Annotated in this window: 18 protein-coding genes; 9 read left to right on the top strand and 9 right to left on the bottom strand. The window is 49.1% G+C overall.

The window, feature by feature from the left end; all coding sequences use genetic code 11:
- Positions 1-85: 85 nt before the first annotated feature.
- Positions 86-811 carry a hypothetical protein gene (locus V2P20_RS06670; RefSeq protein WP_331817336.1) on the top strand — a complete coding sequence of 242 codons (726 nt, stop codon included), beginning with the start codon at positions 86-88 and terminating at the stop codon, positions 809-811.
- Positions 812-997: 186 nt separating this feature from the next.
- Here V2P20_RS06670 and V2P20_RS06665 read toward each other — a convergent pair whose 3' ends face one another.
- The 6 genes from V2P20_RS06665 to V2P20_RS06640 form a co-directional block, all read right to left on the bottom strand.
- Complete coding sequence (locus V2P20_RS06665; protein ID WP_331817334.1) at positions 998-1360, bottom strand: roadblock/LC7 domain-containing protein; 363 nt, start codon at positions 1358-1360, stop codon at positions 998-1000.
- A 9-nt stretch (positions 1361-1369) separates the two neighbouring features.
- Entirely contained in the window at positions 1370-1933 is a 564-nt protein-coding gene (locus tag V2P20_RS06660; protein WP_331817332.1) for a protoglobin domain-containing protein, read from the bottom strand.
- 502 nt (positions 1934-2435) lie between these two features.
- Positions 2436-3080 (bottom strand): hypothetical protein, encoded by a 645-nt coding sequence (locus V2P20_RS06655; RefSeq protein ID WP_331817330.1) that lies wholly within the window; start codon positions 3078-3080, stop codon positions 2436-2438.
- Positions 3064-4683 carry an AAA family ATPase gene (locus V2P20_RS06650; RefSeq protein WP_331817328.1) on the bottom strand — a complete coding sequence of 540 codons (1620 nt, stop codon included), beginning with the start codon at positions 4681-4683 and terminating at the stop codon, positions 3064-3066. Before V2P20_RS06650 ends, V2P20_RS06655 begins: the two co-directional genes overlap by 17 nt.
- Positions 4670-5623, bottom strand: coding sequence for a retron St85 family RNA-directed DNA polymerase (locus tag V2P20_RS06645; RefSeq protein WP_331817326.1), 954 nt, complete (start codon positions 5621-5623; stop codon positions 4670-4672). Before V2P20_RS06645 ends, V2P20_RS06650 begins: the two co-directional genes overlap by 14 nt.
- A 1227-nt stretch (positions 5624-6850) precedes the next feature.
- A complete protein-coding gene (locus V2P20_RS06640; RefSeq protein WP_331817324.1) occupies positions 6851-7447 on the bottom strand; it encodes a DedA family protein in 597 nt (198 codons plus the stop codon).
- 616 nt (positions 7448-8063) lie between these two features.
- Here V2P20_RS06640 and V2P20_RS06635 point away from each other — a divergent pair.
- On the top strand, positions 8064-9197 hold the full coding sequence (locus V2P20_RS06635) for a Glu/Leu/Phe/Val dehydrogenase (RefSeq protein WP_331817322.1): 1134 nt from the start codon (positions 8064-8066) through the stop codon (positions 9195-9197).
- 299 nt (positions 9198-9496) lie between these two features.
- On the opposite strand, the gene V2P20_RS06630 is transcribed toward V2P20_RS06635, so the two are convergent.
- Together V2P20_RS06630 and hslO are read right to left on the bottom strand one after the other, a co-directional pair.
- Complete coding sequence (locus V2P20_RS06630) at positions 9497-10294, bottom strand: hypothetical protein (protein WP_331817320.1); 798 nt, start codon at positions 10292-10294, stop codon at positions 9497-9499.
- Positions 10272-11141: an Hsp33 family molecular chaperone HslO gene (gene hslO, locus V2P20_RS06625; RefSeq protein ID WP_331817318.1), complete on the bottom strand. Its 870-nt coding sequence runs from the start codon at positions 11139-11141 to the stop codon at positions 10272-10274. Before hslO ends, V2P20_RS06630 begins: the two co-directional genes overlap by 23 nt.
- 95 nt (positions 11142-11236) lie before the next feature.
- Here hslO and msrA point away from each other — a divergent pair, with 95 nt between their 5' ends.
- From msrA to V2P20_RS06595, 6 genes are all read left to right on the top strand, one after another.
- Positions 11237-11899, top strand: coding sequence for a peptide-methionine (S)-S-oxide reductase MsrA (gene msrA / locus V2P20_RS06620; protein WP_331817316.1), 663 nt, complete (start codon positions 11237-11239; stop codon positions 11897-11899).
- Positions 11900-12070: 171 nt separating this feature from the next.
- On the top strand, positions 12071-12814 hold the full coding sequence (gene pssA / locus V2P20_RS06615; protein WP_194971540.1) for a CDP-diacylglycerol--serine O-phosphatidyltransferase: 744 nt from the start codon (positions 12071-12073) through the stop codon (positions 12812-12814).
- Positions 12815-13058: 244 nt separating this feature from the next.
- Positions 13059-14603, top strand: a complete 1545-nt coding sequence (locus V2P20_RS06610; protein ID WP_331817314.1) for a 2-isopropylmalate synthase — start codon at positions 13059-13061, stop codon at positions 14601-14603.
- 19 nt (positions 14604-14622) lie between these two features.
- Positions 14623-15339: a uracil-DNA glycosylase gene (locus tag V2P20_RS06605; protein WP_331817312.1), complete on the top strand. Its 717-nt coding sequence runs from the start codon at positions 14623-14625 to the stop codon at positions 15337-15339.
- Positions 15340-15341: 2 nt separating this feature from the next.
- Positions 15342-15881 carry a ribosomal protein S18-alanine N-acetyltransferase gene (gene rimI / locus V2P20_RS06600; protein WP_331817310.1) on the top strand — a complete coding sequence of 180 codons (540 nt, stop codon included), beginning with the start codon at positions 15342-15344 and terminating at the stop codon, positions 15879-15881.
- Between the two features lie 600 nt (positions 15882-16481).
- On the top strand, positions 16482-18725 hold the full coding sequence (locus V2P20_RS06595) for a TonB-dependent receptor (protein WP_331817308.1): 2244 nt from the start codon (positions 16482-16484) through the stop codon (positions 18723-18725).
- 118 nt (positions 18726-18843) lie between these two features.
- Here the strand turns inward: V2P20_RS06595 and V2P20_RS06590 are convergent, their stop codons facing one another.
- A complete protein-coding gene (locus V2P20_RS06590; protein ID WP_331817306.1) occupies positions 18844-19635 on the bottom strand; it encodes an inositol monophosphatase family protein in 792 nt (263 codons plus the stop codon).
- Positions 19636-19727: 92 nt separating this feature from the next.
- Here V2P20_RS06590 and V2P20_RS06585 point away from each other — a divergent pair, with 92 nt between their 5' ends.
- Entirely contained in the window at positions 19728-20456 is a 729-nt protein-coding gene (locus V2P20_RS06585) for an RNA methyltransferase (RefSeq protein ID WP_331817304.1), read from the top strand.

Below are 20456 nucleotides of genomic sequence, written 5' to 3'. Positions count from 1 at the left end.
GCTATCAACAGTTAGCCGAGGTCATTACCGGCGTGAAATTCGTCAACGGCATTAAACAAACCGGAGATCTACAACAGGACGCCGCTTGATTCTCCATACACCAGATTTGCGCATAGCTCGCCTGAAAGTTCCTGAGCAGGTGACCTATTCTCATATTGCCAATGCCATCGGCGCTTTCGAAGCCGCCGCGTACAGAGCCGATAACAGCCCTTACGACTACTATATGATGGGGCAAACGGCCGCAATGAGCAAAAACGCCGTGGAAGGCATGAAAATTTTCAATAAGGCGGGATGCGTCAGCTGTCATTCAGGAAAATTCCAAACGGATCATGCTTTTCATGCACTGGGCATGCCGCAAATTGGTCCCGGGAAAGGCGATGGCCTTGAAGGGCATGATGATTATGGCAGGGAGCAGGTTACAGGCGATGCCAATGACCGGTATAAATTCAGAACCCCTAGCCTTCGCAACGTAGCGCTGACCGGCCCATGGGGGCATGACGGAGCTTACAATACTCTGGAAGCCGTGGTCAGACACCATCTGAACCCGGAGCAAAGCCTTGAGCACTATGACGTCTCCCAAGCCGTTCTGCCGTCCCGCTCGGATCTGGATGAACAGGACTTTATTGTTCATAACGACGCAACAAGCCGCTTCAACCTGGCGAACAGCATAGAAATCAATCCGGTTGCGCTTACAGATGCACAAGTCAAGCTGTTGCTGGATTATTTACATGCCCTGACCGACCCCAGCAGCCTGGATCTCAGATCTACCGCGCCCAAAAAAGTGCCTAGCGGCCTCTCTCTGGCGGACTAAACCGCTGTTTCAATCAGCGCTTCGGTTTCTTTTCAAGGCTGATTCCTATCAAGGCGCCGTAGAATGGATTTTCGCATCAATCCAATCTACGGCTTCCGATACATTGAATCCGTGCCTCTACATTACAGACCCGGCTATTTCTTATGGTTATAGCAGGTGTTGGATTTTTGGGTCACTTAAAGGCAATCAGAGCAATTCAGAGATACTGCCGGCGGCTCTTTTGACATCCAGGAAAATCAACCCCAGCTTGGCATTAGGCTTGGCCATTACGGTCAGCACCGCTTCCTTGCCGGCATGAGTCATCAACACATAACCGGTATCGCCTTTTATCAGCACCTGTTCCAATTCTCCGCGGGCCAGTTCCTGTGCGGTACGATCTCCCAATGAGAGCATCGCGGCGCTCATGGCGCCGACCCGGTCTTCATCCATTGAATTCGGCAGCACTGAAGCCATCATTAAACCGTCGGTCGAAATGACGCCTGCCGCCTCAATATCCGCAGAAGTGCCGCTCAAATCCGACAATACCGAAACTAACATATCTGAACGCATTGAAATCTCCTATTTATCTTTGTAAGCGTTAGCCAGATTGGTAAACAATACACGGCTCATTCCAGAAATCTTGAGGAATTTTTCCAGTTCCTCGGCCAGACTGGCGGCCTGATACGACTGTTGCATCACCAAAAGCGACATGCCGGTCACGGCATTGATCGCAACCAGTACCTGAGCGCAGAATTCCTTATCATGACCATAGGTTTCCACAATCAGGCCGATCAGGCGTTGATTGATCAAGGTCATGGCGCCCGCCATGAACTCAACCGGCAAATTGACTCTGACATGCACATCGCCCACTTTGTACATGTGTTCGGTATAGGTTTTGTCGAAAGGTCCGGTAAATAATCCTTCCATCCAGAGGGCATGGGTTTTTTTCAATGATTCAACCCGCCCTCCGAGAAAAGTGGATGCTTGCGGAATGGTAAGCAGGTGTTGATAAAAATCCTCGGTAATTCCGGCCAGTTTGGGTTTGATCTGTTCGCCCACCTTGATCAACAAGGCTTCTCGTTCAGGCGTTAATTCGCTGAATGATTTGGCATAGTGCGTTAATTTGTCAAAATCATGTGACATGTTACCTACCTAATATGAACTTCTAATTTTTATAATTTTTAGCTATTCAACGTCATACTAAACAGCTATTGAAGCAAGGGCATTTCTCGTTAACCCTTGCTATGGAGTATATACCAAGTATTTTAGTCGGAAATAAAAGAAGCCCGTTATTTGTCGTTTTTGTGAACCGAATCACAAAAATAACCGATTCCGGTTTTTGAGAGATGCAGAAATCTGGACCTGGTCTGACAGGTTCTGAAATAAGGTTAAATTTGAGCTTGGATCGTGAATAATAAGACTGATTGTCTTGGTTGTGCCAGAACCTGTCGCAGAACTTGCATTGTTCAACGACTGCAAAGTGGCCTTTTCTAGCCAAAACAGAATGTAACTTAGAAATCCAGCGGGCTTTTCGCTTATGTTAATTGTTCAATTTGGTTTGGTGAGAGTATAGAACCATTAACTCTTTATTAGAAATAGCAACACAGCTCATTTGAATTTCCTTTATGTCCACACAAAGAAAAACTCATGATTCATTCAAAAATCCTCTAATAATATTTATCAAAGCCGGACTGTAAGGCGGCAATATCCCTGAATCATCTGGCTTATCCAGTGTACTAATCAGGTCGTTCAGCAACTCATCGCCTAATAGCTCTAATTCGCTCGGTTGAGAACCTGTATTTGTGTAAATAAGAACATCCACCAGTTGTTTACGCTCATCCTGGATCGCTCTATTGTCCAACGCAAGAGCCCCAATGGCAGCTGAAGCACGCTCTGTTTTGCCTTCCACTTTACCGGATAGATAGAACTTTAATTCGGTTTCGCATTCCGGCATTAGCGGTGTTAGTGCTAATTCTTTGGCCCCACGTGCTTGGTTGCAGCGACTTTTCTTATTACAAGACGCGATGATGTTGGCAAAATTCAACGTTTGATTTCTATCGCTTTGCTGGCTGATAACGTGTTCGTTGGTACTATTTTCCAGGTTGATGCTTTTGCAGCAATACCCGCACAAACCGAATTGTTCTTTGATTGCATCGCGGCGTATAGCCTTTCGGGCTAATTCACCTCCTCTGCTGTTGCCTAATTCTTGGTAACGTCCGCAAGGATTAGCTCTTTTCCAGGCAGTCAGTTCTTCAGGTTCCCATCCTTCAATTTTAAGGATTTGCCGCACGTTGAACCTCCAAGCGCCTGATAAGCAATCTCGCTTTATTCAGTTCTATATGATCGATGGCGATTTTTTGTTCGAGCTCGGCTATCAATTTTTTAGCTTCTTCTAATTTTCCATCTTGTAAACAATCGCGCAAATCATCTAAATCGGTTTGAATTTCGGCATTGCGAATATCGGCATCCATTTCTTGCAGTAATACTTGATTGACATCCATGCCGTACAGATTTTCAAGTTTTTGCACCTCACCATTTTCGAGCGAATAACAAAGCAAATCGCGGGATTCGCTAATGACGATTGGAGAATGGGTGGTTAATATAAACTGGCAGTTTGGAAAGGTTTTGTTCAGTTTACCTATCACGGCGCGTTGCCAATTAGGGTGCAGGTGCAATTCAATTTCGTCAATTAAAATAATACCATTCCCCAATAATGGATTACTTAATGATGGATTTAACGTTACTAGGAGACGAGCGATATCAGCAATTAATGCCAATAAAGTTTTTTCGCCATCTGATAATTGAGAAATACTTAGGGTGATTTCGTTTTTTGTGATTAACAAATCGATACTAGGCAATCGTTGAATTCGCAAGTTGCTAAATTCTGGCAAGAATTGATAAATAGCATTGGATACATTGTCAATAATTTGCTTTGCTAGGATGGGTTCAATTTTATTAAACCTTGATTTAAGCTCGTCAATTTCCTTTTGCTTGGTATTTTTAAAATCGGCTAATACTTTTCTAGTATTTTCATCCAACTTAGCCTGTTGCTCCATTTGACTGAACAAATCACTATCCAATTCAGCTTCTAGCTTGGCAATGGCAATCAAAACATCCTGATTGAGTTGGCTTTCCGAGTTAACGATGTCATCCAAATCCTTAAACCACTGGAAGAACGTTTTAAAATCAGCGATGCCGTTAAGCGAATTGTTATAAGCAAATAATTGCGCCGACTTTCTCGAACTAGCGATTTCACTGGCTTGAACTAACTGCTGACTTCTTAATTCAACTGTTCGATCAACAGAATAATAGGCTAGTATAGGGAAATTAAATTGTGAATTTCTCGATCTTGCTAATTTATAAAAACTTGCCAGTAATCTAAAGTTTTGAATTTGCCCGCTTCTTTTGGTATTGCTACCATCCCTTGCTTTTGATAATTCGACAATGTAGTCTGAGTTGAGTAAAGTAAAATTACTGATGATAGATGCGTAATTTTCAACAGCTATATTATTTATATCTGACGAATCAATAGATTTTCCTTTTCCATCATGACTAACTAAGAAAATACGCAACCAAGATAATGTTTTGACAATAGCATCCAATAGCGTTGTTTTACCCGCCCCGTTATTACCGATAAACACGGTTACTTTAGAAGCAGATAACTTGATTTCTGCTGATTCGAATCCACGAAAGTTAACCAGCTTTAGAGAGGACATTGTCAGCCTGGGCTCTCTAAAAGCCTCAACAAATTGATCAAAATATTGATTAGAGAGAATGGTATCGACTTCTACAAACTTACCTTGTGAATAATGTTCCCCTAATTGAAAAAGTGCCTCGAGATCGCCTTTTCTCGCTTTATTCTCAAGGGCTTTAATAGAGCTATTCTTTTTCATTGATTCCTCTGGCCTCAAGCTTTATGGCATACATAATTTCTGTGGAGTATTTTTTCTTCATACGTTCGACAAAATCCGGTTCTACATTTAGACAAAAGGCAAGTAGCCCTTGCAAATGTTTTACATCCTCGTTGTCTAATTGATTGATTGAAAATCGATGAATTAACGAAGATATGTAACGCTTTCTTTGCCGTCCAATCGATAATTTGTTCTCATTGGTAATGGTTATTCCTGTTATATGCCTGTTATGTGCCTTGGACGAAAAAACAGTCTTCGCTTCATTCACGGTAATAGCATTATCGAAATGATCACGCAGAGTTTCCTTAACCAGCGCAGGAATTGAAAATAATATATTCTTGGCGTTACTTGAGAAAGTCAGGTCATCTGCATAACGAGTATAATCCACATTTAAACTTAGACATGTTTTACTTATGGTTTCATCGAAGCAATGCATTATAAAATTTGATATAAACGGAGAGCTTGGTGCGCCTATGCTTAAAACCAACTTTCCGCCGCTTTTTTTGCTCGGATTGTAAAACAAAATTTTTTCTAATAAGTATTTGTCTTCTACCGCGAATTCAATATTATGCTTCTTTAAAGCAGCAAAAAATAGCTTTGGTGTAATGCTATAAAAAAAGTTTTGAAAATCCATTTTCAATAGATAGTTTGACTTCTTATGCCGTTCGGCATTTTCTTTGATACCTATATTCTTTTTATAGGCAAATGCGGCATCATGAATTGGAAGTTTTGTTTCAAGAAACTTAATCAGACACCGCTGATAATCTTTTAGTCGTTTAGCAGGTTGCGCGATAACTCGTGTGCCAGATGACCTTTTTGGAATAGTATATTTTTTATACTTCTTGGGAGCGGAGGCGACAAAGGTGCTAATTTCTTGCTTTGTAACGGATAATTCTTGGCACAAAAATTGAAGAATTTGCATCAATTGACCTGTAAAAATATAAGGCTTTAATGAGGAAAACTCGTTAAAGCCTTAGTTAATCTCTTTACATTGATAAAGCGGAAGCTGTTTTTCGCGCTTCTGGAGCTATGAGCGGAAGAAGCGCGAAAAACAGCTTCCGCGCCCCTAAAAGTACTCAATAAATTGGAGTCTGGCTAAACGCCCGACTAAACTAATAATTCATCATTAGTTCAATTCGCTAAAGAGATTTAAATCATTTTATAGGACTCTTATCTTATCAGCAATATGATGGCTAGAACTTTAACGTGTTACAAACAGAGAGAAGCCCTATACCGAAGCGTAAACGGAGAAATATTGCTTGCGAAACGGTCGATTATACTCTGCTAACGCAACATCTATGACCGCTTTCGGCTCGATTGTGGACTAATATCAAGGACGCATGACCGGCGGCAACGGGTCGCTATGTTAAGCTTAACATAGTGGCACCTATGTGTAGATGCCAACTATGTGCAGTTATAATTATCGACGGTAGATTGGCTCTTGCATCGGGCCGAAAGCATCTATACATAGTTTCTGCTCCTGAGGGAGCACCGTCAGCGCATCACTTGGTAGGAAATCGCTTATTTTCTATATTTTGGCTCTTGGATTCGTGCCAAATTTATAGCTTTTCTGAGTCAAGCAAGTCTCTGCGTATCGAAGCGAGAGATTTCGATTTCAGAACAACAGCAAAAACTATGTTCAGCTGGTAAGCTTTCGGCTTCCTTATAAGCCAATATGATTGTGGTTTTCAGCCAGCAAATATCACCGCACTGCACATAGTTGGCATCTACACATAGGGGTCGAACTCAGACTTTCAATGTCAGATTTTGTTGAGACCTATTAGATCAGGTCCAGATTTTTACGCGTGCATCGTAAACAGCCGCTCTCTCTAAAACCTGACTAGAGTAAATAAACCGTACTACGGCTAATGCTTGAATAACGTCATGGCACGCCCTAGCCTGCGGGGTCAGAACGGTTAAAGACAGGAAAAAAGCACGACAATTGAGCGAAAACCATGACCTATTTTCGCCAATTAATTTCGTCGCCAGTGCTTATAAAATTATGAAAATTTTAGATACAGGATGACCGCAAAACTCACGAACGGCTTGCACAGGCAGAGAATGATCCGATCATTTGCCCATGCAGTCATTCGTGAGCTTGGTGATGAATAATGTTCTAGCGGGATTCAAAAATTCTTTATCCGTCTCGCTATGAATCCGAGAAACGGTTCTGGCGCTTTTGCAATAAATGCTGCTCCAGCTTGTGGAAATAGGTATAAACCGCGTAAAGAAAAGCGCCTGCTACGGGCAGCGCGAAATACCAATGCTGCTTGGCTACGGCCAGTATGTTCAATATTTCCGCGCCAAAAAAATAGGCCGGGGTTATCGTAATCGCCGCCCATACCCAAGCGCTGAGCAGATTGATCAACGCAAACTGCTTTGCCGAGTATTTGGTGATACCTATCGACATGGGAATGACGGTACGCAAACCATACATATAGCGCTGCATGAAAATAATGGGCCAACCGTATTTTTTCAGCAGCAAATGCGCAATCGCAAATTTGCGCCGCTGGTTATGCAGCTTGCGCTGAATAAAGCCTTTGTTAAAACGGCCGATGTAAAAATAAATTTGATCACCGGCGAAACCGCCAAGGCCGGCCACGAAAACCGCCATGAAGTACTGCATATCGCCAGTATGAGACATGATTCCGGCCATGATCAGGCCGATTTCACCTTCTAATATGGACCACAAGAACAGGATAATGTAACCGTATTCCTTGAGCCAACCGATAAATAACTCTTCCATTAAACCTTAAATTTCAGTGAGATCCGCTCCAACTGCAACCATGATCATGTACACACAGAGCTTCATCTATTATGCAATCACCCATCAAGGCATACAGCCTGATTGGACATAAACAGAAGACTATAGGGTAATAGAGCAATCAAAGCAACCAACTAAGGAAAACTTTAACATTTCAAAGAACAAAATGTGCCGAGGCCAATGGCTGTATCTAATCCTGACTGCCCCGGCCTTGCAGGCAAACAGCTTTATCGCTTTCCCGTGTTTTTTATATAAGGCAATAAGCTGCCAAAGCTCGTCAAACAGGGATTAATAGACAATACGGTCTTATCACAAGAAATTTCAAAATGAACATGCTGCTAAAAACTTAAGTTAAGTAATTCATGTCTTAAATTTTAAGAACGTAGCATTTTCAGTTTTTTGAATAACTGATGTTACGCACGAATCGTTTCCGGCGCGTCAGGGGATTCAGCTCTGCGCTGTAAGTGCGAATTTATTCGCATTGCTTGTATATCACGGGTTGTCCCGAGTCGAATGAATTCGACCCTACAACTGCATAACATCAGTAAATAACTCAAATCATGTTGCTTTCTGAATCAAAAATAAATAGAGGCATAGCATGCAAGATCTTTTCAAATATGCTGATGAAATAGGGCCTGCAAAAATTATTCATATCTATGAGCCTTCCGCCGGCCTGAAAGGAATACTGGTTGTGGATAATGTCGCCATGGGCCCTTCTATCGGCGGGGTGCGCATAGCCATGGATGTTAGCCTTAATGAATGTTTTCGTCTTGCGCGGGCCATGACTTTCAAAAATGCCGCCGCCGGCCTGTCTCACGGCGGGGGCAAAATGGTTATTTACGGCGATCCCAAAATGCCCAAACACCAAAAACAGCAGATCATACGTGCCGCCGCTGCGTCGCTGCGTAATGAAGAATCCTATATCTTTGGACCGGATATGGGTACAGATGAAGAATGCATGGCCTGGGTCAAGGACGAAAACGGCCGAGCTATCGGCTTGCCAAGAGAGCTGGGCGGCATTCCTTTGGATGAAATCGGTGCGACAGCCTGGGGCGTATATCACGCGGCAGACGTTGCCTTGCGTTATTTGAATTTTGATTTAAAAGATGCGACAGTCGTGATTCAGGGCTTCGGTTCTGTCGGCAAGCATGCCGCCCGGTTTTTATCCGGACAGGGTGCCAAATTAATTGCCGCCAATGACAGCCGCGGCACTATCTACAACCCGGAAGGTTTGGACATATCAGCGCTGTTCGCGCTTAAAGATGCAGGCAAAAGTGTTGCCGATTATCCTGATGGCAAACGCCTGGAACTGGACGAGATTATCGATATAGAATGCGATATCTGGATCCCTGCCGCCCGTCCCGATGTTATTAATGAAGACAATGTACACCGGCTCAAAACCCGCTTGATTGTGCAAGGCGCCAATATTCCGGTTACCGATGGCGCTGAAAAGCAATTGTTTGAAAAAGGCGTCATGTGCATTCCTGACTTCATTGCCAACGCAGGCGGCGTTATCTGCGGCGCGGAAGAGTACCACGGCGCGATGGTAACAACCGCATTACAAACCATAGAGGAAAAAGTCAGACAAAATACGGAAAAAGTTTTGGAAATTTCCCAAAGGCAAAATATTCCTCCTCGTGAGGCGGCTATGCAAATGGCTACCGACCGCCTTAAAAAAGCCATGTCCTTAAGACGCTGGTCGCTTTTTTCATCAGCGCCGCATTTCAATTAGAAATCGAACCGATCATTGGACAAACAACATTTCTTAAAAATGATGTTACGCAAGGACGATTATATCCCGTTTGCCACGCCAAGCACCGCAGCTTTTAGCAACCCAGCCTACACGCTAATTGTTCATTCTGAATGTCCATAAATCCCTCTCATTCACCTGTCGATATTGCTTAATGAGTGCGCATCTTCTGTTGCGATTCGAATCGCATTGATGGAGATGGAGATGGAGATGGCGCCGGCTGAAAGCAGGCGCTCGCCAAGGCTTTTAAAAATTGACGAGCGAGGCGCAGATACGCCGGTTTATGAAGCTTTTGCCGATTCACTGGCATTATCAAGAAACTTCCGGTAATTGATCGATACCTTAAGGCCCGCGAAACGCCCGGCCATTCTGACCAGCTCCTGGGTCGATTTATCGAAAGTCAGTTTTACCTCGCTTAAGGCGCGGTCTTCATAGCCCTCTTCTATGCCATGGGTTTCCAGCAGAAAATGATAGATATACACTTCATTTTCTTTTTCCACCTGCACTTCCAGCGGCGCGCCCAAATGCGCGATAACTGCCGGTTTTCTGGGCAGATCGGCGGAAATTTTTTCTAGCAGGTCAGTATTGGCGCGGAGCTGCTGTTTTTCCTTATCGATCTCGGCGCCGCCGATCGAACGCAGCGACACTTCCAGAAACTTCGGTGGCGCTATTTGCAGGAACAAAGGCGAGAAAGACCAGGAGGTGATGCGGTCTTCCTTGTTGAAGGTCAATTCGGAATAAAACTTGATCTCCGGCTTAATCACCTGGTTGTGGCTGTCAACCTTGCGAAACCAGTACCGGAAGCGCCGCCCTTCCGGAGTTGCATCATTCTCGCTGGGATACAGCTTGGCCAGCGATACAAAATCCTGGCTGTACATGATCGGCTTTTTAAATTCCAGCGTGAAATCATCGGCCGCCGCCACGCTAAAGTAGCGGTCGAATTCGCCCATTTGCAGATAAGTCTGATAGGCTCGCAGCCAGTAAATGCAGCCGGTCAATGAGAAGGCCAGCGCCAGCAGGCCGATTAGGCGGAGTCCTCGCTTCATGACGATGCTATTAATGCCGCGTTTCGGGCCCATTCGCTGTCTTCTCTTGGGACAGAATGCCTTCCACGTCAACCTTGTCAAAACGATAATGTGCACCGCAGAATTCGCAACCCACTTCAATGACATCCCGCTCGTTCAAAATGCTTTCCAGCTCCGCCCGCCCGAGCGCCAACAGGGTCCGCTCCAGTCTTTCGCGGGAACAGGCGCATTTGAATTCAACCGGCTCGGAATCGAACAGCCTGACTTTTTCCTCATGAAACAGGCGATGCAGCATCTGTCCGCAATCGAGCGTCATCAGCTCCTGCTCAGTCACGGTGTTTGCCAGCATTTCGATGTGGTCCCAATCAGACCGGTAACTCTGCTGAGCCGGCAGCTCCTGCAACAGCAAACCGACCGTCTGCATCTCATTGGCGAACAGCCACAGCCGGGTGCGCAACTGCTCCGACTGCGTAAAATAAGTTTCCAGGGCATTTGCAAGACCTGCACCCTGCAGCGGCACGATGCCCTGGTAAGGCTCGGCATTTTCAGGCTCTATGGTCAGCACCAGGCGCCCGTGTCCGAACATCTGCTCCAGCGTACTACCTGACACAAGGTCGGCGCTTCTTACCAGCCCTCTGATTTTTCGGTCATGCGTGCACTGCGCTACCAGCGTTTTCAGATCGCCGTCGCCCTGCGCCTGCATAATCATCGAGCCTCTGAATTTGACGGTCGCGGACAGCATCGTGACAGCCGCCAGCGCCTGCCCCAACTGCTGCATCACGTTTTGCGGGCCTTGCTGATGCGCCTTCGCCGCTTGCCAGCTATCCCTCAGCTTGACCCATTCACCACGCACGCCCATGTCTTCGAATAAAAAGCGGCGCAAAACATCTTGCTCTATCATGATTCTCCAGTTAATTGTATGTGCTTTATTCTCATATCAGATCAGAGTAACCTGTGTTCAAACAGTTCCTAATCCACCTACGAAGGGCTATAGCTATGATTATCTCATCAAAAAAGCTCGTACTGCCAGACCCGGCGAACGCATTGCCCGGCCGTGATACACCGATGCCCGTCACCAATCATCACTTCGTTACCGGCAATCCGATCCTGCCGCCATTCCCGCCCGGCATGGAGCAGGCCTTGTTTGGCCTGGGCTGCTTTTGGGGCGCCGAACGAAAGTTTTGGGAACATCCCCGCATATACAGCACGGCTGTCGGCTACAGCGGCGGCTATACGCCCAACCCGACTTACGAGGAAGTCTGCACGGGACTGACCGGCCATGCCGAAGTCGTGAAGGTCATTTACGATCCGGCTTTGACCTCGTATAGCGAACTGCTGAAGCTGTTCTGGGAAGCCCACGATCCAACCCTAGGCATGCGCCAAGGCCCTGACATTGGCACGCAATATCGCTCAGGCATATACACTTACACTCGGGAGCAATTCGAGGAGGCGCTTGAGTCAAGGGACCATTACCAGCAGCGCCTCACAGAGGCAGGGCTCGGGGAAATAACAACCGAAATTCGGCCGGCCGGTGAATTCTACTACGCCGAGGACTATCATCAGCAATACTTGGCCAAGAGGCCTATGGGCTATTCCTGTGTGATACCGATTGAGCTCAGCGGACGCCCTCGATATGAGGATCGAAACAATACCCGATGATCTAAAGAAACCGGACATAAAGTTGTCATAGTACTAACCGATACTGCCTGTATGGAAGTGCCGGCTCATTGCCCGGCGCCGGTTATTAATTTATGCCCGTCCGATAGGCTCATTGTATAATTCCGCGCACTGTTTTTTATTTATAGACAAAGCAAGGACCGATTGACCTTTATGACTTCTGAAAAGCGCCCTAATCGCCGCCGCCGCGGCATTTATCTGTTGCCTAACCTGTTTACTACGGGAGCCATGTTTGCCGGCTTCTATGCCATTACCTCGGCGATGGGCGGCCGGTACGAAACCGCAGCCATTTCGATTTTCGTTGCGATGGTGCTGGATGGGCTCGATGGCCGCGTGGCGCGCCTGACTAATACGCAGAGCGAATTCGGCGTGCAATACGACAGTCTGTCGGACATGATTTCGTTCGGCGCGGCGCCGGCCTTGGTCATGTATATGTGGGCTTTTTCCAGCCTCGGCAAGCTGGGCCTGTTCGCGGCCTTCGTCCATATGGCCGGCGGCGCCTTAAGACTGGCGCGTTTCAACACCCAGGTCGAATCTGCCGACAAGCGCTATTTTCAGGGGTTGCCCAGCCCGGCTGCGGCCGCCATTCCGGCCGGGTTTATCTGGATCTGCCTGGAATATGGCTATGACATTGAAATGCTTAAATATGTCGCCATCGTGTTGATGATCAGCACGGGATTGCTGATGGTCAGCAACTTCCGCTATTCCAGCTTCAAGGAAATCGACTTGAAAGGCAAAGTGCCATTTGTTGTGGCCACTGCCGTTATGCTGGGCATCGCTTTCGTGATGGCGCAGCCTCAGATCATGCTGTTTGCATTATTTTTGGCGTACGCGATTTCAGGTCCGGTCATTACGCTGGTCATGCGCAAGCGCCGGCTGCAGGGGCGCAAACCGTAAAAAATCTGCTTGAGAGCCCCGTGTCATTCGCGTATAGTCATGATCATGTCCATCCAGCCCGTTATGCCTTTTAACAACGTTTTTACTGTCACCCTGCCTGACGGGCCAGGGCCGCGCGCATTGCTGTGTCTATCTTTAAGATTCCTGCCCTGACGGGCGCATTCTTCTCTCTTACTTTGTTTAAACCCTCTTTACTAATCGCTATCAGCGGAACCGCTGATAGTTCTCCATGCATGGAGCCCCTATGAAAGACAAGTTAATTATATTCGATACTACCTTGCGCGATGGCGAACAAAGCCCAGGCGCATCAATGACGCGTGATGAGAAAGTCAGGATTGGCAAGGCGCTGGAACGTTTGAGAGTAGATGTTATCGAAGCCGGCTTCCCTATCGCCAGCATTGGCGACTTCGAAGCCGTTCAGGCCGTAGCCAAAGCCGTGAAAGACAGTACCGTATGCGGTCTGGCCAGAGCGCTGGACAAGGATATCGATCGCGCCGGCGAGGCGCTTAAAGACGCCAACCGTTCGCGTATCCATACGTTTATCGCGACATCGCCGATCCATATGCAGATGAAACTGCAGATGCAGCCGGAGCAAGTGATCGAGTATGCGGTCCGGGCCGTGAAACGCGCGAGGCAGTATACCGACGATGTCGAATTCTCGGCCGAGGACGCCGGACGCTCGGAGGAAGACTTCCTGTGCCGTATTCTTGAGGCCGTCATCGATGCCGGCGCCACGACGCTGAACATCCCCGATACGGTCGGCTACAGTATTCCGCAGCAGTTCGGCGAGACGATCGCCAACCTGATCAGGCGTATCCCGAATTCGGACAAGGCCATTTTCTCGGTCCATTGCCATAATGACCTGGGGCTGGCTGTTGCCAATTCCCTGTCTGCGGTCATGAACGGCGCACGCCAGATCGAATGCACGATCAACGGCCTGGGCGAGCGCGCCGGCAATGCCTCGCTGGAAGAAGTCGTCATGGCGGTCCGCACCCGTCAGGATGTGTTTGCCTGCCAGACAGGCATCGATACGCGCGAGATCGTCACCTGCTCAAAACTGGTCTCGTCGATTACCGGCTTTCCTGTGCAGCCCAACAAGGCCATCGTCGGCGCCAATGCCTTCGCGCACGAATCCGGCATTCACCAGGACGGCGTGCTGAAAAGCCGCGAAACTTACGAAATCATGCGCGCCGAGGATGTAGGCTGGACAGCCAACCGCATGGTCATGGGCAAACACTCCGGCCGCAATGCCTTCAAGAGCCGCATGACCGAACTGGGCTTTGAATTCTCTTCCGAAGAAGAGTTGAACGATGCCTTTTTCCGCTTCAAGCAACTGGCCGACAAAAAGCACGAAATCTTCGACGAAGACCTGCAGGCGCTGATATCGGAAGTCGGGTTCGAAGCCGAAGACGAACATGTCAAATTGATTTCGCTGAAGGTCTGTTCCGAAACCGGCGAAATCCCTAACGCGACGGTTGCCTTGCGCATCGACAATCAGGAAATCATGGGCAAGGCCAGCGGCAGCGGCGCTGTCGATGCCAGCCTTAAAGCCATCGAAGAGGTCGTGCAATCCGGCGCCTCGCTGGAGCTTTATTCAGTCAACAACATTACCAACGGCACCGACGCCCAGGGCGAAGTCACGGTACGCATTGAAAAAGCAGGCCGCATCGTCAACGGCCTGGGCGCCGATACCGACATCGTGATTGCTTCGGCGAAAGCCTATGTCAACGCCATCAATAAGCTGCAGACGCCGAATCAGCGCCGGCATCCGCAGAAAGGTGATGTTTAGCCTTTTATAGTGAACTGTCATGGATAACGCGCTGCGCTTGCAATATCTGGAGGCGATGGGCATCGATGTCTGGGTTCCCAGAGCCGCGCCTGCGCCCGGCAGGGATGAGCAGCTGCTCATTGATAATGCAGCGCCGGAGACTGCCGCACTAGCGCCGGCAGATCATGAGCCGGCGCACCCCGGACCGGATAACTGGGAGTCTCTGCAAGCCGAAGTGGCGGCGTGCCGGAAATGCGCCTTGTGCGAGACGCGCACCCAGACCGTTTTCGGCACCGGCAATAAACAGGCCGACTGGATGGTGATCGGCGAAGCGCCCGGGCAGAGCGAAGATCTGCAAGGCCAGCCATTTGTCGGCAAGGCCGGGCAGCTGCTGACGGAAATGCTGCGGGCGCTGGGACTGGCCCGGGACGATGTCTTCATCGCCAATATTTTGAAATGCCGGCCGCCCGGCAATCGCGACCCCAAACCGGACGAGATTGACGCCTGCCATGCGTATCTGCAGCGGCAGCGGGCGCTTGTCCAGCCCAGGATCATCCTGGCTGTAGGCCGCATTGCCGCCCAGGCCTTGTTAAAAACCGAGGCCCCGCTAGCCAAGCTCAGAGGCAAAGTGCATACTTTAGATGAAACGCCGGTCGTTGTGGTTTATCATCCCGCCTATTTGTTAAGGTCACTGCCGGACAAGCGCAAAGCCTGGATGGATTTACAGTTGGCGATGAAGACGTACACAGAAGGTTGATTATGCGGGCAATGTTAGACAAGATAAAAAATTGGCTGGTTTATGATGCGGACAGGGAATTCTATGCCAAGGTGTTTCCCGACTCCATGAGTAGAAAGGATTTAATGCGTATCAGGAGAATGGCTGTATCCGATCTGCCCAGCGTGGCAGCCATCGAAAAAAGAGGCTATCCATTCCCATGGGGGGAGGACATTTTCAAGGATTGCCTGAAAGCGCGCTATGATTGCTGGGTTTGCGAAGAGCAGGATAAAGTGCTGGGATATTGTATCGCTTCCATCGCCGTCGGCGAGGCGCATGTTCTGAACCTCTGCGTAGATCCTGCCGAGCAAGGCCAAGGCATTGGCCGGAAGCTGCTGGAGCATCTGATTGAAACGGCAAGGGAACGGGCCGAAACCGTTTTCCTGGAAGTGCGGCCTTCCAACAAAAACGCTATCGCCCTGTATGAAAACATGGGCTTCAACGAAATAGGCATCAGGAAAGGCTATTATCCGGCTGAAAATGGCCGCGAAGATGCGCTGATGATGGCGCTGGAGCTTTTTTAACAAGCCGTACCGCAAGGACGCTTTATTATTCCCCGGTTTAGATACCGGACTGATCCGCTAGTCAGACATGGGCTTCATCCCCTGCCCCGGCCAATAATCCGGACCAACATGGCCGCCGGTCGTCTTCACTGATATCATGACCAGATCGGCGTAAGTGCGAATTCACTTGTGCCCTTTAGGGTATTCGCACTTAATGACCTCTTTAAAATAACAGTGTTTCGGATCGAATGCCGTGCAGGACATAAGTAATCCCCCTGCAACGGCGTAACATCAGTAAAAAATTCTATTCCGCCGGCCCATCCAAACCATCAAAGCCTCTTGCTGAGGCCTATCAAGCTGCCCTTTTACGCCCGGCAAAACACGACCGCCCTCTATCCGTACGATTTATTGAAAATAATTAAACTATGTTATTTAACACATAAAAATAGGTCATTTGCCACAAATGTGATCCCAATATTACTTATATGTCAGTGTTTATTTACATTTTTAATTAGATATCTTTATATTATATAAGCAAATACTAAATCCGATGAGCGGCTGAATATTATGGTATGAAAAATGCTTATTATTAGAAAGTTATTAACTAATAAATAAGTAAAAATGAAGAAGTATGTACTATTATTGGGAGCGAGTTATTTAGGAAGCGGGATTGCTGCCGAACCTGTAACTGCGGATAAAGCCGACGTCAACGCCAGCCAGAACAAAGAACAGACTACAAACGCGGACGACGCCATGGTTCTGGATACGATGATCATCAAAGGCCAGGCATCGAATATCGATGTACCTTTCGGCTCTTATCTCGACCATTCCAAGATAGCGCTATCCAGGACGGCTATCAGCGATACGGCCAAAATGTTCAGCGACGTGCCCGGCATGAGTCTTTCCGGCGGTGGCGGCATTTCAAGCCGGCCCATTCTGCATGGTATGGCGGACGACCGGTTACGGGTGCAAGTAGACGGCATGAATTTGATTTCGGCCTGCGCCAATCATATGAATCCGGCGCTTTCTTATGTAGCGCCGTCCAGCGTTCTGAGCGCCCAGATACTGGCCGGCATCACGCCGGTGAGCCTCGGCGGCGACAGCATCGGCGGGACGATTCGCGTCAATTCGGCCGATCCCGAATTTGCCGAGGACGGCGAGGCGCCTTTGATCAGGGGTCAGATGTCAGGCTTCTACCGCAGCAACGGCGACGCATACGGCGGCAATATTTCCGCTTCGATAGCCAACGAGAACGCGTCGCTGACTTACACGGGGTCTTCGGTGCAGTCGCGCAATTACAAAGCCGGCGGCGATTTCACAACCGCCAATAGAATCAACGGCAATGACGTAGTCGCCTCTTCGCTCTATCGGTCTGAAAACCAGTCATTATCACTGGCCTTGCGCAACGACCGGCATCAAGCCGTCATCAAGGTAGGCCAGCAAAACATCCCCTATCAGGGCTTTCCTAACGTGCGCATGGACATGGTCGGCGATGACAGTTGGTTCGCCAATATCTCCACCAAAAGCCAGTTCGACTGGGGTATCCTGGAAACGCGCGCCTATCATGAAGACGCCCGGCACAAGATGAACTTCCTGAAGGACAAAGGCGGCGAATCAGGCCGGACCATGCCCATGGATACGCATGGCATCAACCAGGGCCTGATGGTCAAAGCCAACATCGATATAACCGACAAACATCTGCTGACCGTCGGCAGCGAATATCAGCGCTATCGCCTGAACGACTGGTGGGATCCGATCGGTACCGACCCGATGAAAATGATGCAGGGCTCCGGCCCCTTCTGGAACATTTTTGAAGGCAAGCGCGACCGGCTGGATGTGTTTACCGAATGGGAAGCCCGCTGGAACGCCCAATGGCTGACCCAGGTCGGCATCCGCGTCGGCGGCGTGGAAATGGATACCGGCGATGTCATGGACTACGGCAAGCTGACGCCGGAAGCCACCGCCTTCAACAATACCAAACACAAGCGCACCGATGTCAATATCGACTGGACGGCTCTGGCGCGTTACACCTTCAACGATATGCAGACCTATGAATTCGGCGTCGCCAGAAAAACGCGCTCGCCCAGCCTGTACGAGCGCTATGCCTGGTCGCGCGGCACCCGCATGGGCATGATGGTCATGCCGATGAATATGTTCATGAACAACTGGGTCGGCGATGGTAACGGCTATGTGGGCAATATCAACCTGCAGCCCGAGGTTGCTCACACCATCAGCGCGACTGCCGACTGGCACGATGCCAATCAGGAAGACTGGCAGGTCAAGGTCACGCCTTTTTACACCAACGTCGACAATTATATCGATGCCGAACTCTGTCAGCCGGCCAACGGCATGACCTGCGCCAGCCCGGCGATGGGCGGTTTTAATCTGCTGCAGCTGAACAACTTTGAAGCCCATCTGTTCGGCGTCGATGTGTCCGGCCAGAAACGGCTGCTGGATTCCAGCAAATACGGCAGCCTGACCGGCAGAGCCGTCATGAGCTACGTAAGAGGTCAAAATAACGACACGGGCGGCAACCTGTACCAGCAGATGCCGTTCAATGCGCTGGTCGCACTGGACCACCGGCTGGGCGGCTGGACCAATACAATCGAAACTCAGATCGTCGATGCCAAAAACCATGTGCAGGATGTGCGCCTGGAACCGAAAACCGCTGGTTACGCATTGCTGAATCTGCGCAGCAGCTACAGTTGGAAGCACATGCGCGTCGATGCCGGCATAGACAATTTGCTGGATAAAAACTATGCGCTGCCGCTAGGCGGCACTTACATCGGGGAAAAGAGCGTACCAGGGACTGCCGTGCCCGGCATGGGCCGCTCGTTCAACGTCGGGCTGACGCTGACCTACTAAAGCCTTTCTCCGGCTGTCTGACAAGGAGCCTGACAACCGGAAACACCCTGCCATCAACCACGAAGGTCACGAAGAAAATCAAAGAAAACTTCGTGTTCTTCGTGGTTTATCCGGATTGTTATTTCAGAGCCGGCGTCACATGCGGCTCGATCGCCTGATACATGATTTGATGCATTTTAGGATTGCCGGCAATCACATTGCCCGACTCCATGTATTTATCATTGAAGGAAAAATCGGTGACGACGCCGCCGGCTTCCTTGATCAACAGGATGCCCGCCGCCATGTCCCACTCGCGCAGGCCGATTTCCCAAAAGCCATCGAGACGCCCGGTGGCCACATAAGCCAGATCCAGCGCTGCAGCGCCGGCGCGGCGGATACCGGCCGAATCCGACATGGCGCGAAACATGCCCAGATAGGCATCAAGATGCTGCAGATTTTTGAAAGGAAAGCCTGTGCCGATCAGCGCGCCTGTCAAGCCGGCCTGGGCTGTCACCCTGATGCGGCGGCTGTTCAGCATTGCGCCGCTGCCGCGTTTGGCAGTGAATAATTCATCGCGCAGCGGATCGTAGACGACGCCGACTTCGATTTTGCCTTTATGCACCAAGGCAATGGAAACAGCGTATTGAGGAAAACCGTGCAGAAAATTTGTCGTGCCATCCAGCGGGTCGATCACCCAGACAAAATCATTGCCTTTATGCGCGCCGCTTTCTTCAGCCAGGATAGCATGATCGGGATAAGCAGTTCTGATGATATTGATGATTTCCCGTTCGGCCAATTGGTCGACCTCACTGGCAAAGTCATTCCTGCTTTTTTGGTTGATGCGCAAACGCCCGACATTGTCGGATGAGCGTACGATAAGGTCGCCGGCGCTTCTTGCAGCGCGGACGGCAATATTAAGCATTGGTTGCATAGGCTGAATTTATAATGAGCGAGTAGAAAACCTCCATAGCATACCAAATCTTTTGCTAAAATTGGCTCTTTTTTCCATGAAGAGACAACACGTTGCTGTCTAATATCAAAATCGTTCTGGTCGAAACTTCGCATCCGGGCAACATAGGCGCCGTTGCCCGGGCCATGAAGAATATGAAAATGACTAATCTGTCGTTGGTTGCGCCTAAAATTTTTCCGAGCGCCGATGCAACCTCGCGGGCATCCGGCGCCGATGACATACTTGCGCGGGCAACGGTCTGCCAAAGCCTGGAGGAAGCCATTGCCGACTGCCAACTGGTCATCGGCGCCAGCGCCCGTTGCCGGACCATCAGCTGGCCGGAATTGACGCCCCGGCAATGCGCCGAAAAGCTCGCTATTGAGGCGCAGACGGCCAAAGCGGCCATTATCTTTGGCCGTGAAAACTCCGGCCTGAAAAACCATGAACTGGACCTGTGCCGCTACCTGCTGCGCATCCCCTGCAATAGCGAATACAGCTCGCTGAATCTTGCCGCGGCCGTGCAGGTGATCTGCTATGAATTATTCGTCGCCTCTGGCCAATCGCACGAGATCATGATCGGCGACAAGGGTGAAGATCCTCTGGCCACGACGGCGCAGATGGAGATGTTCTATGACCATCTCTACGAAGCCTTGACCGATATCGGCTTCATGCATCCCGACAAATCAAAATCGATCATGCGGCGCCTGCGCAGGCTTTTTAATCGTGCACAGCTCGATACTAAAGAGGTGGATATCCTCAGAGGTATCTTGAGAATGTCTCAGGGCCATAAAAGGAATCAATGA

It is taken from the genome of Methylobacter sp. Wu1 (assembly GCF_036553575.1).
Lineage (GTDB): Bacteria > Pseudomonadota > Gammaproteobacteria > Methylococcales > Methylomonadaceae > Methylobacter.
Note: the sequence above shows the minus strand (reverse complement) of the source record. Positions and strands in the feature narration are given on the sequence as shown.

Bases quoted from the DNA above. Each gene is read 5' to 3' on its own strand.
- V2P20_RS06590 (WP_331817306.1), bottom strand. From the start codon at position 19,635: ATGCAACCAATGCTTAATATTGCCGTCCGCGCTGCAAGAAGCGCCGGC.
- V2P20_RS06645 (WP_331817326.1), bottom strand. From the start codon at position 5,623: ATGCAAATTCTTCAATTTTTGTGCCAAGAATTATCCGTTACAAAGCAA.
- V2P20_RS06660 (WP_331817332.1), bottom strand. From the start codon at position 1,933: ATGTCACATGATTTTGACAAATTAACGCACTATGCCAAATCATTCAGC.
- V2P20_RS06640 (WP_331817324.1), bottom strand. From the start codon at position 7,447: ATGGAAGAGTTATTTATCGGTTGGCTCAAGGAATACGGTTACATTATC.
- hslO (WP_331817318.1), bottom strand. From the start codon at position 11,141: ATGATAGAGCAAGATGTTTTGCGCCGCTTTTTATTCGAAGACATGGGC.
- V2P20_RS06635 (WP_331817322.1), top strand. From the start codon at position 8,064: ATGCAAGATCTTTTCAAATATGCTGATGAAATAGGGCCTGCAAAAATT.
- V2P20_RS06605 (WP_331817312.1), top strand. From the start codon at position 14,623: ATGGATAACGCGCTGCGCTTGCAATATCTGGAGGCGATGGGCATCGAT.
- V2P20_RS06595 (WP_331817308.1), top strand. From the start codon at position 16,482: ATGAAGAAGTATGTACTATTATTGGGAGCGAGTTATTTAGGAAGCGGG.
- rimI (WP_331817310.1), top strand. From the start codon at position 15,342: ATGCGGGCAATGTTAGACAAGATAAAAAATTGGCTGGTTTATGATGCG.
- msrA (WP_331817316.1), top strand. From the start codon at position 11,237: ATGATTATCTCATCAAAAAAGCTCGTACTGCCAGACCCGGCGAACGCA.
- V2P20_RS06650 (WP_331817328.1), bottom strand. From the start codon at position 4,683: ATGAAAAAGAATAGCTCTATTAAAGCCCTTGAGAATAAAGCGAGAAAA.
- V2P20_RS06630 (WP_331817320.1), bottom strand. From the start codon at position 10,294: ATGGGCCCGAAACGCGGCATTAATAGCATCGTCATGAAGCGAGGACTC.
- pssA (WP_194971540.1), top strand. From the start codon at position 12,071: ATGACTTCTGAAAAGCGCCCTAATCGCCGCCGCCGCGGCATTTATCTG.
- V2P20_RS06610 (WP_331817314.1), top strand. From the start codon at position 13,059: ATGAAAGACAAGTTAATTATATTCGATACTACCTTGCGCGATGGCGAA.
- V2P20_RS06665 (WP_331817334.1), bottom strand. From the start codon at position 1,360: ATGCGTTCAGATATGTTAGTTTCGGTATTGTCGGATTTGAGCGGCACT.